A 15383-nucleotide genomic window follows, 5' to 3' on the forward strand; every position below is an offset into this window, starting at 1 on the left:
GTGCTGTGTATTTAGATGAGATAAGAGGTAAAAATTTTTTGATTATGGGCTTAGGGCTTCATGGAGGAGGTCTGGCTGTTGCAAAATTTTTGTTAAAACATGGTGGTAATTTGGTAATTACTGATTTAAAGAATGAGTTAGAGTTAATTTCAAGCATTGAGGCCTTGAAACAGTTCAGAGATAAAATTCGATATGTTTTAGGATATCATGATGAGGATGATTTTAAGAGAGCAGATATTGTTATTAAAAATCCTGGTGTAAGTTTTGATAATGAATATTTAAAACTTGCAAAAAGGGTTGAGACTGATATTAGTTTATTTTTAATGTTTAATCAAAATCCAATAATTGCTATTACAGGGACTAAGGGAAAATCGACACTTGCATCTCTTTTGCATAAGGTTTTAGTTATTAAGTGTCCAAATTCTAAGCTTGGGGGTAATATTGGGGTATCTCCTTTAAGCTTTTTAGATGATCTTGATGGAGTATCGCCTATTATTTTAGAGCTTTCTTCTTGGCAATTGCATGATCTTAGGAATTTATGTCCTATAATTAGCATTATTACAAATATTTACTCTGATCATCAAAATTATTATTCAAATTTTGATAGCTATATAGAAGATAAGTCAAGAATTTTTATAAATCAAAATTCGGGAATTTTGATCTCTCAAGATCAAGCTTATTATAATTATTTTTCTAGATTTAAATCTAAGATTAAGAGCATTTTATTTTCAGAAACTGTGCCTTTAAATTTTGAAAATGATATTTTTTATTTTAAAAAGGGCAAAATTTATTTAAATAACAAAGTAGTTGGTACTCTTAGTGAGTCAAGGATTGTGTTATTGATCTCTAAAATGATTACTGTTTTTATTGCAAGTTATTTAGGCTTGGATTTGAGTGTTGCATCTAAGATTGTGACTGATTTTGATGGCATTGAGCATAGATTAGAATTTGTAAGAGAATTTGAAGGTGTTAAATACTATAATGATACGGCGTCAACAATTCCTGATTCTACAGTTTTGTCTGTTAAAAGTTTAAGAGCTTACGGAGGATTGATTAATCTTATTACTGGTGGAACTGATAAAGAGCTTAATTTTGCAATTTTTGGTGAGATTTTAAGAATGGTTAAAACTTGGATTTTGTTAAGAGGAAGTGCTACTTTAAAAATTATTAAATTTTTAGAAGATAATAATATTAATTATTTTATTTTTCCTTCTTTAGAAGAGTGTGTTTGTTATGCTAAAAAAATTTCTATTCATAATGATATAGTTTTATTTTCTCCAGCCAGTGCTTCTTTTGGACTTTTTAAGAATGAATTTGATAGAGGCCTTCAATTTAAAAATTTAGTGAATGTTATGGCTTAAAATCTTTTTTTAATAATTTTATAGTAAATGTATCTTAGTATTTCAAGAATGCTGTAAACTTTATATAGAAATTTTTTGTACACAAAGTCATAACATCCAATTCTGTGGATAATTTTTCCTCCAAATCCAGTTTTGAATTGAAAGAGACCAAATAGAGGGTGTTTTGTATCAGCTTTTGGAGGAATTCCTAAAAGATCGTATTCTTTTATTGAAAGACTTTGTAGTATTTGTATTGTCTTAAATTGCACTGCATAATTTGGCATTAGATGTCTATTTTCTCTGCTTGAAGCACCATAAAGATATGTGGCTTTATCTTTATATATACCAACAATGATACCAGATATTAGTTGTTCATTATATAGTGCAATTATTAGTTTGATTTTGGAATTTTTATCTTCTCTGAAAGCTTGTATTAGATTTCTTATATAGTCTTTTGAGTGAGTGGCAAATTTGTCCCTTTGGGCTGTCTCTTTATGAAGTGCGTAAAATTCATCAAAATATTTAAAGTCATCATCTATTATAACTTTTATGTTTTTTTTGCTACTAAGATTTATGTTATATCTGGTTTTCTTTTTCATTTTAGCTTTAATGGCATCTAATGAGTCATTCAAATTTAGTATTGTTGTATTTGCTGGTTGTATGTCATCGAATGATTTTTGTAGGTTTTTAAATTTAAGTTTTAGTGGTATATAATCTTCTTTTAAGCCTCTTGAAGTATAAAACATTAAATCATATCGTACGAATATGGTATTCTTATGTAAATATTGCCTTATTTTTTCACTAAAATTTTTGATTTGAGTATCGATCTCGTCTACATTAATTTCTTCGATTTTCTTATTTGAAAATTCTGGATGAGCGATGTAGCTTAAGTAAAATTTTCCAAAGATCTTTCTTTGCATCACAAGAATTTTGTTGAAATGATTATTACTAAATGCTATGGCTTTCCATGGACTTTTATTGCTTGAAACTTTTTTTACAGTTGTCCATAGTTTGCTTTGAAGGTAATTTTCATTTAAGTTTTCTATTTCGATTTTTTTAATATTCATTGGTTTTTCTTGATTTGAGACTTAATATACTTTTCCATTTGGAATTTCCCTAGATAGTATTTTTTCTTTGGAATGTTCTAGTATAAGGTTAATACCGTTTACTTTAAGTTCCCCATTTTCTGCTACAATTTGAGTTTTAAGAAATTTATCTATGCTGATCTTTGATGGTAATTTTAATTTCTTATCACTATCACTCTCAAGTATTATTCGCTCTCCAGGGATGGGATTATCTTTAAAATCTTCTACAATTATTACTTTAAAATTTTTATTTCCATCTTCAGTTGCAATTAACATTCCTTCAGATTTGATCCCTCTAAATTTGGCAGGTTTTAAATTGTCAACTATTATTATGTGTTTTTCAATTAGTTCTTCTTCTTTGTAATAATCTGCCAAACTGCTTACAATTTGTTTTCCGTCAGGAGTCCCGTCATCAAGCTTTAAAATGAATAGCTTTTCTGCATCTGGATTTCTCTCTATTGTTTTTATTTGTACAACTTTCAAGCATACTTTTTCGCTAAATAAATTTATTGGATTTTCTGTTTGTTCATCTTGCATATTTTTGTCCCCTGAATATTTTAATTTTAAACTATCAATTAATTCCTTTTCTAGCTTTGTAAATAATACTTCTGTAAACTGAATTGTATTTAGACCTAAATTTGTTCCTAAAAATTTGTTGGAAATTTCATAACTTTCTCCAAAGAATCTTCTTATTTTGTCACTTGTGTGTGGTATAAATGGTGAGATTAAGATGGATAGATCCCTTATTAAATATATTAGGTTTAATAATAGCTCTTTTGTTTTTTTAGGTGTATTGTCCTTTGTTTTCCACGGTTCTTTATCTTGAAATATTTTATTACCTATTCTTGATATATCAAGAATCTCTTTTAGAGCTGATTTTAGTTCTATTTGTTTGAATAAATTTAAAGTTTTATCATATTTAAGATTGATTTCTTTCCAGAAATCTTCTTTTATCTTTATTGTGTCTATTTTGTCTCCAAAAAATTTTTTATAAAATGTTAATACTCGGTTAACAAGGTTTGAGAAATTTCCAATAAGTTCACTGTTTACTCTTTCCATAAAGTCGTCCCACATAAATTGAAAATCAGATTTTTCAGGTCTGTTGTAATATATGTAAAATCGCCAAATGTCAGCAGATATTCCAGTGGTAATGGCATCGTTTCCAAATATTCCAATTCCTGCAGATTTTGAAAATTTCAAGTGTTCATAGTTTAAATATTCGCTTGAGGCTAGTTTGCCTAACATTGTCCAGTTTTCTTTGCTTCCAAGCTTGATGGCAGGAAATATTACTGTGTGAAATAGGATATTGTCTTTTCCAATAAATTGTACTAAGTTAGTCTCTCCGTTATTTTTCCACCAAGATTCCCAGTCTTTTGAAATTTCTTTTGTAATTGATATATATCCGATTGGTGCATCAAACCACACATAAAATACTTTATTTTCATATTCTTTTTTGGGTACTGGTATGCCCCATTTTAAATCTCTTGTTATTGCTCTTTCTTTAAGACCATCTCTTAAGAATGCATTTGTTGTTTTAATTGCATTGGTATTCCAGTTTGTATTGTGTTCAGTTGTTTGCATCCAATGTATAAGTTCATTTTTTATCTTTGGTAGGTCAATGTATAGATGTTTAGTTGTCTTTATAATGGGAGTATTTTTGCAAATTATACATTTTGGGTTTATTAAGTCGATTGGAGCTAATAATTTAGAACAATTTTCACACTGATCTCCTTTTGCATTATTTCCACACTTTGGGCATTCTCCTGTTACATATCTGTCGGCTAAAAACATTTGATCTTGTTGGCAAAAAAATTGTTCACTTTCTTTATCTGTGATATAACCATTTCTTTCTAGTTTGAAGAATAAATCTTGTACAGTTTCTTTGTGGTATTTGTTAGTTGTGCGTCCAAAAATGTCAAATTTAATATTAAACCATTCATAAATTGATTTGTGTATTTCATAATATCTGTTGCAGAGTTCTTCAGGGGTAGTTTTTTCAATTAAAGCTTTGGTTTCTGTGGCTGTACCGTATTCATCTGTTCCACAGACATAAAGCGTATCTATATCCATCATTCTTGAATATCGTGCAAAAGCATCTGCTGATAATACTTGTACTAAGTTACCAAGGTGAGGTATGTTGTTAACATATGGCAATGCAGCTGTAATTAAGTTCTTTTTTTTCACTTGATTTATTTTTCCTTTTTTGTTTTATTATATTCATATTTTAATACTAATATAGGTTATTTTGTTCATTTTGTTTATTAAATAATTTATGCTTTTATTGATGATAAATGTAATATAGAGGATATATGGGGTTTTTTAATTTTAAAAATTATGTATGTGATAGAGCAAAAAAAATTGTGAGAGAAAAGGGAGATAAGGCCAGTATAGTTTTTCCTGAAAGTACTGATATTAGGATTTTAGAAGCAACTATTGATCTTTTAAAGAAAAAACTTGCAGGATTTGTGGTACTTATTGGGCGTAGAGATGATCTTTTTAGAAGATTAAAAGAACTTTCAGGTTCTAGAAATGATATCTTAGAAATGGTAAGAGTTGTAGATCCCAATTCTTTTAAAGATTTTAATAGATATTTAGATGAATATTTTAGTTTACAACATAATAGGGAATTAACTTTGAAACAAGCTAGAGAAGAACTTTTAGATGAGATTGCTTTTTCTATGATGATGGTGAGACTTGGTGAAGTTAAAACTTGTGTTTGTGGTGCTTTAGTGTCTTCATCTAAAGTTTTAAGAAGTGTGTTTAAAATACTTCCTAAACTTGAAGAGACTAATTTTATATCTTCTTTTATGATTATGGATACTGGCAATGATCTTGGTCGGTTTGAGACTTGTTTTGGGTATGAGGGAATTTTAATGTTTGCTGATTGTGCTGTAATAATCAATCCTGATGCTTTTCAGCTTGCAGAAATTGCGATACAGAGTGCAAATTCATTTAAGAATATTTTTAATGCAGAGCCTAAGGTAGCCCTTCTAAGCTTTTCTACAAAGGGGTCTGCTAATTCTTTGGAAGTTGAGAAGGTGAAATGTGCTTTAGAGCTTGTTAAAAGCAAATGCTCAGACTTACTTATTGATGGAGAACTTCAGATTGATGCAGCTTTGGTTAAAGGTGTTGCAGAGAAAAAGTGCAGTGGTTCCTTGGTTGCTGGTGCTGCAAATGTGCTTATTTTCCCTAGTTTGGAGTCTGGTAATATTGGATATAAGCTTGTTGAAAGATTGGCTTTTGCTAATGCTTATGGACCTTTCTTGCAAGGACTTAAAAACCCTGTTAGTGATCTCTCAAGGGGATGTTCTCTAGATGATATCGTATTGACGAGTGCCTTGATGATTGGTAGTTAGTTTGTTTGAGATTGTAATGAATTCTTTGACAGAAATCTCTTCAGGTCTTTTATCTAAAAATCTTTTTAAGAAGTCTTTTTCAAGAATGCTCTCATCTTTGGTAAAGTTAATGATTGTATTTTTTAATTTTTTTCTGCGATTTATAAATACTGTTCTGACTAACTTGTTGAATGCTTTAAAGTCTTTAATTACTCTTTTGCAGGGAATGAGTTTAAGAGTTGTTGATTTTACTTTAGGAATTGGATAAAAATTTTTTTTATCAATATCCATTATTTTAATTACATTAAAATGTGATTGAACTAGTACTGTAAATGATGAGTAATTTTTATTTCCCTCTTTTGCAAGCATTCTGTCTGCCAGTTCTTTTTGTACTGTAAATACCATGTGCGTTAAGATTCCATCTTCAATAATCATTGATATTACTTTTGATGCAATGTTATAAGGTAAATTTGAAAATATTTTGTTAATATTTTGTTTTTCTTGTTTATATGTCTTTAAAAAATCACCTTTTATTAGCTTGAAATTTTTAAGTTGTCCAAATTGTTCATTTAAAATTTCTGAGTACTTAGGATCAATTTCAAAAACTGTCAGAAAATTTGTTTTCTTCAGCAAAATAATTGTCATTGCTCCAAGACCTGGACCTATTTCCCAAATTTTTTCATTTTCTTTAATTTCAAGTGTATCTATTATTTTTTCTCTTATATGCTCATTAATTAAATAATTCTGTCCCCATATTTTTCGTGGAGCTATATTTTTGCTTGCAAGTGCACGTTTTATGCTGTTTATGCTGTTATAATTTATGTTCATAGATAGTAAAAATATAGCATATTATTATCATTGGTGTTTTATGTTCTTGTTGAGATATCTCTTTTCTTGTTCTAATTTATAGATTATATAAAGTATCGTTAAAATACTTAAGACTAGAAATATTTTTACGTTATAATTTTGAATTACTGGAAATTTGCTAAAGATAATGGCTGTTTCTTTTATTGCCTTAAAGATATAAGTGTTCATTAGATCAAGTAATAAAAATAAGTGTGCGTTGACTATGTAGCTTCCTAAGCTTAATATTGTTATTATTAAAAATACTAGCATTAGGGGAGTAACTATTAGGTTTGATAGTATTGAGATTGGTTGAAGGTTGAGATCATTAACATAAAAAATGGGAGCTGTTGAAATTTGAATCAGAAGGGTTGTAAAAATTGGATATATGAGTTTATTTAAATTATATCTTTGATTAAGAGCAAGGGAGATTGATATTCCAAGTACTGCAAGATAGGATAACTTGAATCCTATTGAATTTAGTGTGTATGGTAAAATTATGGCATTTATTATAAAGCTAATTGCTAATGTACTAAGCAAATTGATTTTTCCATATGTTGATTTGTAAATTATAAGCGTTTTTATCATGATGAATGCCCTTAGAGTAGATGGTGAAAATCCTGTTAAGATTAGATAATTGAGTAGTATTGTGCTTAGAATTAAATATTTTAGTTTTTCATTTTTGATTATAAGGAGTAGATAATAGAAAATAATATAAATTAGGTAGAAATGTAGGCCAGATACCACTAATATATGTGATATACCTGCTTTTTGAAATAAATTATTCTCATATTTTGTTATATCTGATTTATTGTTTGTTAAAATCGCTTTTGAAAAGTGAGAATATTTGGTACTAATTGAGTTTAAAAACCGATTTATTAGTTTATTATATTTTTCTCTGATATTTACTAGCAAGGGTCTTTTGATAAGTTGCATTTTATTATTTTGAATTTTGACAATATCTCCGATTTTATATTTATTTTCAATATTTTTGAATATAAATTTATATTTTTTACCAAATCCATCTATTGATTCAATCCTTGTATTTGAATATTTTGCAAAATAGGTAATATTTGTTATTTGATAAAAATTATCCTCAAGTCTTTTAAAATTTAGGCTAATTTCAAAAATGACTAAAAAACTTGTACTAATCATAAATGTGAGTGACAAATGAGCATTTCTTTTTATTAAAAAAATTGATATTAAGATTAAATTTAAATATATTGGGTTTAGTCTTAAGTAATATCTTGTTAATAAATTTAATGCACTTATTATAAACAATAGAATCACTGAAAATCTCTTTTTAAGAAGTATATTTTAAGCATATCAAAATTTATCAAATCAGTTTTAGATTAATTATCACAAAATTTGACAATTTTATATTTATATATCTATAATTTATTATGACATTATCAAATAAATACCCTTTAAAGTATGTTTTTTTGGAGATTCTATTATCCTATTTTATAGTTACCCGTATTTCTCCTTTTGACAGTGTTGATGTTGATCTTTGGAGTTTTGATAAAAACCATTATTATTATTGGTTGTATAGTAGTTTTTTAATTTTTTTTGTTGTGTATTTTTCTAAATTAACAAGTTCTTATAATTTTAGGGATGAGTTTTTTATTCCTGAATTTAATCCTATTTTTATTTGGCAAGCATTTTTAATTTTTGTTAAGTTGCTTATTTGTATTTTTTTGCTATTGATTATTTTTTGTTTTATTTTGTATTGTCTTCCAGAATCAGTTCGAGAGTGGATTGAACTAGGTAACTCTGGTTTTATGTGGAATATAGGCAGTAAGCAATCGCTTTATTTAATGGTTATTACTTCTCTTTTTATAGGAGGAGTTGAAGAATTGTTTTACAGGGCTTTTATTATTACCAAACTTAAACAGATAGGGATTACTTCATTGATTGCAGCCTTTCTTAGTAGTTTTATCTTTGCTTATGGACATTTTTATTATGGATTTATTGGATCTTTATTAGCATTAATTTTTGGGGGCGTTTTGTCTTATATATATTTAATACATAAAAATATATATTATTCGATTTTTGTTCATAGTTTTTATAATATTTTTGTTAGTGTTTTGCTCTTTTTGTTAAATTAGTTAAGGAGGATCTATGCTGGATACTATACCTAGGCGTTTCAGTGAAGTTGTGGGACTTTATGGTGATCTTGATATTTTTATTTATAAAGAAAATGAGTCTAAAGATTTTAAGAGACAGATATATTCTGATTTTTGGAATGAAGTTAAGAGTGTTGGTTCTGGTCTTTTGCATTATGGAATTAAGAAAGGTGATAGGGTCGCTCTTATTTCTGATTCAAGAAAAGAGTGGATAATTATTGATATTGCTGTTATGAGTTTAGGATGTATTGATGTTCCAAGGGGTAATGATTCGTCTGAAGATGAGTTGGTTTATATTATTAATCATTCTGAGTCTATTTTTGTCTTTGTGGAGAATGCTAAACAGCTTCAAAAAATCATTTCTAAAAAACATGAGCTTAAATTTGTTAAACATGTTGTTGTTATTGATGATGATAAACTTTATGAGGATAAATTGGGAAATATTACAATAATCTCTTATAAAAAATTATTGAGTTTGGGGTATGATTATTTAAAAGATAATCCTAAGATGTTTGATTCTGAACTTGAAAAAGTTTCTGGAAAGGATATTGCTACTATAATATACACTTCAGGAACAACAGGATTACCAAAAGGTGTTGTACTTCGTCATGAATCTTTTATTTTTCAAGTAGATAGGGTTGGTGATTATTTACCGACAATTGAACCAGGGAAAATAATGATATCTATTCTTCCTCTGTGGCATTCATTTGAGAGAACTTGTGAATATATAGTTGCTCTTAATGGTATGGCGATTGCTTATTCAAAGCCTATTGGGCCCATTTTACTTAAAGATTTTGCAGCTTTAAATCCTCATGCAATTATTTCTGTTCCAAGAATTTGGGAAGGAATAAGGATTGGCATTATGAAAAGGGTATCGGAGTCTTTTTTAAAGAGATTTTTATTTAATCTTTTCCTAAAGATAGGAATTCTTTATATAAAGCTTAAGGAAAAGTTTTTGGGACTTGTTCCTGTTTACAAGAAGCCCAATTTTTTAGTTTTAATTTTTATAAAGGTTGCTTGTCTTGCTGGATTAATTTTGATTTTACCTTTTAAATTTTTAGGACATGTTTTAGTTTTTAGAAAAATAAAGAAAGCACTTGGAAAAAGATTTGAGTTTGGTGTTTCTGGTGGAGGAGCATTGGTAAATTATGTTGATTATTTCTTCAAAGCTGTAGGTATTTTAGTGCTTGAAGGTTATGGTCTTACAGAAACGGGACCTGTTTTAAGTGTGAGACGTCTTAAAAGTCCTGTTGCAAACACTGTTGGGCCTTTGTTTCCAGATATTGAATATAGAGTAGTCGGTAATGATGGTAATTCTTTATCTCCTGGTGAAAAGGGTGAGCTTTGGGTCAGATCCCCTCAAGTTATGAGTGGTTATTTTAAAGATGACACTACAACAAGGGAAGTTTTGACAAGAGATGGTTGGTTTAAGACAGGTGATTTAGTGTGTGCAACAATTAATAATGAGATTTCAATTGTTGGAAGAAGTAAAGATACGATTGTGTTACGGGGTGGAGAAAACATTGAGCCTGAACCTATCGAGAGAGCTTTATCAAAGTCTTTATTTATTGAAAATGTTGTAGTTGTCGGTCAAGATCAAAAGTTTTTAGGAGCTATTATCGTACCTAATTTTGAAGTTCTTGAGAAATGGGCTGGTTCTAATGAAATAATATTTGCTTCTCATGATGATTTATTATCTAATGAATCTGTTAACAAACTTTATTCTAAATGCATTTCAGATATAGTTAATCTTAAGTCTGGATTTAAGAGCTTTGAGAGGATTGTTGGATTTGTTTTATTAAAAGATAGTTTTGTTGTGGGCGAAGAACTTACTAATACTCTTAAGCTTAAAAGGTATTATATTTTTGAAAAATATAATAAGAAGATAATGTCGATATTTAATAAGGATGACTGTGAATTATTATGATTATAGGCTTGAAATGTAACTTTGAAAAGTTCACATCTTTTTCATGTAGGGAATATTAAGTAAATGCATACAATTTTTTATTGTCTGTAGAACTGCTTTTGATAAATTAGTTCTTGAATGTGTAAGTTCAGGGTTATCTTTATCTATTATTTTTGTGTCTTGATAATATGCACTGAAGCTTTTTGCAAGTAAGTAAGAATAGTTGGCTATTATTGAAGGATTACGATCTTTTGCAGCCTTAATTATATATTCTTCAAATTCAGATATAATTTTGATTATTGCCCATTCGTTTTCATTGATTAAGAGGTCGAAATTAATATTTTTACTGGATAAATTTAATTCATCATACTTTTCAAGTATGCTGTTAATTCTTGCACCTACATATTGAATGTATGGACCTGAGTTTCCAGTAAATGATAAGCTTTCTTCTTTATTAAATAATATATCTTTGTGTATTGCCGTTTTGAGTAGATAATAGTGAATAGCTCCTAGTGATATATTTAATGCAATTTTTTTGGAATCCTTCACATTTGAATGTCTCTTTTTTATCTCTATCATAGTTGATTCGCTTAGATCATGAATTAGGTTGTCAGCATCAATTACATGACCTTCTCTTGATTTCATTTTACCTGTAGGTAAGTTTACCATGCCGTATGATAAATGCACTAGATTATTTTCTTTTGTAATGCCTAATTTATCTGCAACGTAAAATAAAGTTTTAAAATGATGAATTTGTTCACTTCCAACTACATAAATCATTTCATCGAAATTAAATTCATTTTTTCTAGTTAATATATTTCCTAGATCTTGTGTTAAATAAATGGATGTTCCATTAGCTCTTAGGAGTACTTTTTGTTTAAATTTTTGATCGGTCATTTCATTTGCTTCTATGGGTACATTGATACATATAGCCCCATCTTTTCGTTTATAGCATAAACCTTTTTTTAATCCTTGAAGTATAATTTCTCGTCCGATCTTAAATATTTCACTTTCAAGATAAATTTTATCGAATTTAATGTTTGTAAGTTTGTAAGTCTCTTTAATTCCTTCAATTGCCCATTTATTTAATTTTTTCCAAAGTTGAATAGCCTCTGCATCCCCTTCTTCCCATTTACATAGTAACTGTTGGATTTCGTCTTCTGCCATTTTATTATTTTTAGCATATTCGTTGTATTTTACATAAAAATCACCGATTAAGTGATCTCCCTTTTTTAGGGAAAGTTCAGGGGTTGTATTATTTCCAAATTTTTTATAAGCAAGCATGGATTTGCAGATATGTGTTCCCCTGTCATTTATCAAATTTATTTTTGTTACCTGGCCACCAGAAGCTTTTAGTATTCTTGATAAGCTTTCCCCAATAATGTCATTTCTAAGATGTCCTACATGCAATGGTTTGTTTGTATTTGGTGATGAGAATTCTATTATTATTCTTTTGTTTTTAAGTACATTATTTATTCCATATTTTTCTTTCTCTTTAATGACTTTTTTGATTGTATCTTTAATATATTCTTTTCTGTTGAATTTTATGTTTAAATAAGCTCCCATTGATTTGGTTGTGTATTTCTTTCCAATATGTTTAATTATCTCTTCAATAATCACAGATGTACTGAGTTTTAAGATTTTACTAAATTCGAATATTAGTATTGATAAATCTCCCATTTCACTTTTTGGAGGTTTTTGCATGATTATATTTATTTTGTCTAATATAATGTTTTGTTTTAATGCAAGCTCTTTTATTGTTTTGCTAATTTTATCTTCTAAATCTTTTTTTATTTTACTGATCATTCTGTTTCCCTTTAATATTTATTAGTATGTTAATCAAGAGAAAGATTAAGGATGCTGCTAGAAAAATATTTGAGCTATAAACAGGTGTTTTTATTATATTACTATCTTTAATTATCGATAATTTAATATTGAAAAGTTGTAAGCTTCCAGTATTTAGTATTTCTCTAAATAATGAAACTATTGCGCTTAGTGATATGAATGTTATTATCGGTAATTTGGAGTATTGCAATATGCTTGATGAGTCTTTTACACTTTTAAAAGGTTCATTTTTGTGAAATGAGATTATTATCACTGTTAAAATAGGGATTGAAAATCTTAAATTTTCATAAAGAATAGGAGTTATGTAGTACATGAATAGGTAAGTTAAACTGACAACAATTCCTATTATTGATAGGTAAATTCCTAATATTTGATTTCTTAATACTATTTGTTTAATAATTATTGCTGGGAGTAAAATACACAATGAAATCCAAATTGATATTATGGTTCCTTCTAAAAAATTTTTTGTATAGGCAAAAATTGGAAATAACATTAAGGATGTTTTTAGATATCTATCTGTGATATAAAATGTTTTATTATTCATAAGATTTACCTTTAGCTATTTTGTTTTAAATTGATTTGTATCTGTATTAATTTCTGTAATGTGATTTGAATTTGTTGTTCCAAAAGTTTTGATGCTCTCAACAGCTTCTATTAGTTTTTTGATTTCTTCTTTTAGTCCTTTCATTGAATTTGAAACTGTGACATTAATTTCTTCTAAAACAGAAACTGTATTAATTATTTCTTTATTTCCTCTAAACATTTCATTTGAACCTATTTTTACTTCATATGTTATTTCTCTCATTGTGTTTAAAGCTTTTAAAATTTCTTGGCTACCAATTGATTGTTCTTGCATAGTATGATTGATTTCTTCTATGACTTGAACTACGAGGTTGATTGAGTTAAATATTTGATTGAAAGCTTTATTTGTTAATTCTGATGTTTTTACTGTTTGATTGATTGAATCCATTATTTCATTTATTGATGCTGCAACTGATTCTGATTGTGAAGTAACTTGTTCTGCAAGATCTTTAATCTCTTCTGCAACGATTGCAAAACCTTTTCCAGCTTCTCCCGCATGAGATGCCTCTATAGCAGCATTCATTGATAGTAGATTGGTTTGGCTAGCAATGGATGATATTAGTGCATTAGCTTCTTGTAGTCTTGTTGAATTTTTGTAAATATCTTTAATTTGCATGATAATCTCTTCTTGTTTTTTCCTACCATCATCGGAAAATATTTTAAGTTCTTCTGTGCTTTTTGCAGCTTTTTGTGTTATTTCTGTGACTGATTGTATGCTTCCTATCATCTCTTCAATAGCTGAGGATGATTCTTCAACGCTTGCAGCTTGAGTTTCAATTGAATTGTCAAGTGATGCGATGTTTTTAGATAAATTCTCAATTGTATTTGTTGTATTTGAAATAAACTCAACTTGTTTTTCTATTTCGCCTTGTGTTTTTTCTATGTACTTATTTGAGTTTGTTATTGTATCATAAGCTTTATTTATTTCATTAAAGAGTAGGTCACCGTTTTCTTTTAATAGTTTTACTCTGCCTTGTAATGAGTTTATTACGTTCTTTAGATTTTCAATGAAATACCCGAAATAATTTATTGTGGCACTTATTGAATCTTTTCCTTTTGATTCAATCTTGATTGTGAGATCTCCTTCTTTGACTTTTGGAATGATCTTATTGAGTTTTTCTATTTTTGATATAATCAGTTGTTTAATTGTAATTATCATTATTAATATAAATATTATTACGAGTAATATTATTATTGATATTGACATCAATTTGATATTGTTAAGTTCATTTGAGAATATATTGTTATAATTCATTTGTATTGCTAAATACCAAGGTGAAGATGTGAGTCTTGTTATGGAGATTATGTTGTTGTTGTAGCTAGTATTATAATTACTTTTTCTTTGAGCTATTGCATTGAGTAATGGAGTTGTTATTTTTGGATTGTTTTCAAATAGGCTGTTTAAGGATAATTTTATGGGTTTAAGTGTTTCTTCGTCTTGTTCACCAAAAATATCTCCTTGACTGTTAATAGCATATATTTTGAAGTAATGGGAGCTTTTGTGTTGATTTCCTTTTTCTAATAAAGATCTTTCTAAAAGCATAAATATGTTTTTTCTTAGTTGTTTTATCTGTTCTAGTATGTCTGCATATAAAACAACATATCCATCATGATTTATACTCATATTTTTTTCTGACTTTATGTTTGCATTACTTGTATTATACAAATCGTTTTGATCTTGTTGGGGGATCTTGTAAAGCATTGGTATATAGGATTTGTTATTTATTATTGTTAAATCTTGGTTTAGTGTAAGTGTGTGGTAGTTATCTGTATTATTATCCGTTTTCATTTCTTGTAAATTTACGTAGGTATTTAGTCTTCTCTCATCGCTTGAATACAATATTTTGCCGTTTTTGTTTGTGTATTCTATGATTTTTATATAGGGTGGGAATAAGCTTAACTGATCGGTAGATATTACATTATTTAAATGATCACTTTTTTGTGTGTTCAAATTCTGGTTATAATTTTTAACAAAGTCATCAATAGCGATTAACATGTTTCTTGTATCCCTAGAGAAGCTTTTTATCATGATATTATTGACGAATTTTGTAAAACTTTGAAGTTCTTTTGTTATTATTTTCCTGTATCCGTGATCTAATAATAAGAAAATGGTTGTAGCAATAATCATTGTATAAATTACAATAACAATATTAAACCTATAAAAAAGAGTGGAACTAGAATGATTTCTTTTCACTTGAATCCTCACAAAACTTTTTACAAAACATTATAACTAACTAGCATTATATATGTTTTATTATATAATTATATACATATATTGGAATAATAAAAATTCATATTTTATTGAATATTTGTTGGTTATT

At 28.0% G+C, this 15383-nt stretch carries 11 protein-coding genes; 4 read left to right on the top strand and 7 right to left on the bottom strand.

Translation table 11 applies throughout. From position 1 onward, the window contains the following. The first annotated feature begins 5 nt into the window (after positions 1 to 5). Positions 6 to 1361, top strand: coding sequence for a UDP-N-acetylmuramoyl-L-alanine--D-glutamate ligase (murD, locus tag bpuSUM_RS02940; protein ID WP_247065721.1), 1356 nt, complete (start codon positions 6 to 8; stop codon positions 1359 to 1361). Here murD and bpuSUM_RS02945 read toward each other — a convergent pair. Further along, entirely contained in the window at positions 1358 to 2407 is a 1050-nt protein-coding gene (locus tag bpuSUM_RS02945) for a lipid II:glycine glycyltransferase FemX (protein ID WP_247065722.1), read from the bottom strand. The two genes, murD and bpuSUM_RS02945, sit on opposite strands and share 4 nt — an antisense overlap. Before the next feature lie 21 nt (positions 2408 to 2428). Then, positions 2429 to 4609, bottom strand: a complete 2181-nt coding sequence (metG, locus tag bpuSUM_RS02950; protein ID WP_247065723.1) for a methionine--tRNA ligase — start codon at positions 4607 to 4609, stop codon at positions 2429 to 2431. A gap of 125 nt (positions 4610 to 4734) precedes the next feature. On the opposite strand from metG, the gene pta reads away from it, so the two are divergent. After that, positions 4735 to 5781: a phosphate acetyltransferase gene (gene pta / locus bpuSUM_RS02955; protein WP_247065724.1), complete on the top strand. Its 1047-nt coding sequence runs from the start codon at positions 4735 to 4737 to the stop codon at positions 5779 to 5781. On the opposite strand, the gene rsmA is transcribed toward pta, so the two are convergent. Continuing rightward, complete coding sequence (gene rsmA, locus bpuSUM_RS02960) at positions 5737 to 6588, bottom strand: 16S rRNA (adenine(1518)-N(6)/adenine(1519)-N(6))-dimethyltransferase RsmA (protein ID WP_247065725.1); 852 nt, start codon at positions 6586 to 6588, stop codon at positions 5737 to 5739. The genes pta and rsmA overlap by 45 nt on opposite strands. 27 nt (positions 6589 to 6615) lie before the next feature. Further along, entirely contained in the window at positions 6616 to 7893 is a 1278-nt protein-coding gene (locus bpuSUM_RS02965) for a ComEC/Rec2 family competence protein (protein ID WP_247065726.1), read from the bottom strand. A 113-nt stretch (positions 7894 to 8006) separates the two neighbouring features. Here bpuSUM_RS02965 and bpuSUM_RS02970 point away from each other — a divergent pair, with 113 nt between their 5' ends. Both bpuSUM_RS02970 and bpuSUM_RS02975 read left to right on the top strand, forming a co-directional pair. After that, positions 8007 to 8711, top strand: coding sequence for a CPBP family intramembrane glutamic endopeptidase (locus tag bpuSUM_RS02970; RefSeq protein ID WP_247065727.1), 705 nt, complete (start codon positions 8007 to 8009; stop codon positions 8709 to 8711). A gap of 13 nt (positions 8712 to 8724) precedes the next feature. Beyond that, on the top strand, positions 8725 to 10656 hold the full coding sequence (locus bpuSUM_RS02975; RefSeq protein WP_247065728.1) for an AMP-dependent synthetase/ligase: 1932 nt from the start codon (positions 8725 to 8727) through the stop codon (positions 10654 to 10656). A gap of 30 nt (positions 10657 to 10686) precedes the next feature. On the opposite strand, the gene argS is transcribed toward bpuSUM_RS02975, so the two are convergent. From argS to bpuSUM_RS02990, 3 genes are read right to left on the bottom strand one after another with little or no spacing between them, the layout of a single operon-like run. Next, positions 10687 to 12441, bottom strand: a complete 1755-nt coding sequence (gene argS / locus bpuSUM_RS02980) for an arginine--tRNA ligase (protein WP_247065729.1) — start codon at positions 12439 to 12441, stop codon at positions 10687 to 10689. Further along, positions 12431 to 13024, bottom strand: coding sequence for a hypothetical protein (locus tag bpuSUM_RS02985; protein ID WP_247065730.1), 594 nt, complete (start codon positions 13022 to 13024; stop codon positions 12431 to 12433). Before bpuSUM_RS02985 ends, argS begins: the two co-directional genes overlap by 11 nt. Before the next feature lie 15 nt (positions 13025 to 13039). After that, entirely contained in the window at positions 13040 to 15256 is a 2217-nt protein-coding gene (locus bpuSUM_RS02990) for a methyl-accepting chemotaxis protein (protein WP_247065731.1), read from the bottom strand. Positions 15257 to 15383 lie beyond the last annotated feature (127 nt).

The organism is Borrelia puertoricensis (assembly GCF_023035875.1).
GTDB lineage: Bacteria > Spirochaetota > Spirochaetia > Borreliales > Borreliaceae > Borrelia > Borrelia puertoricensis.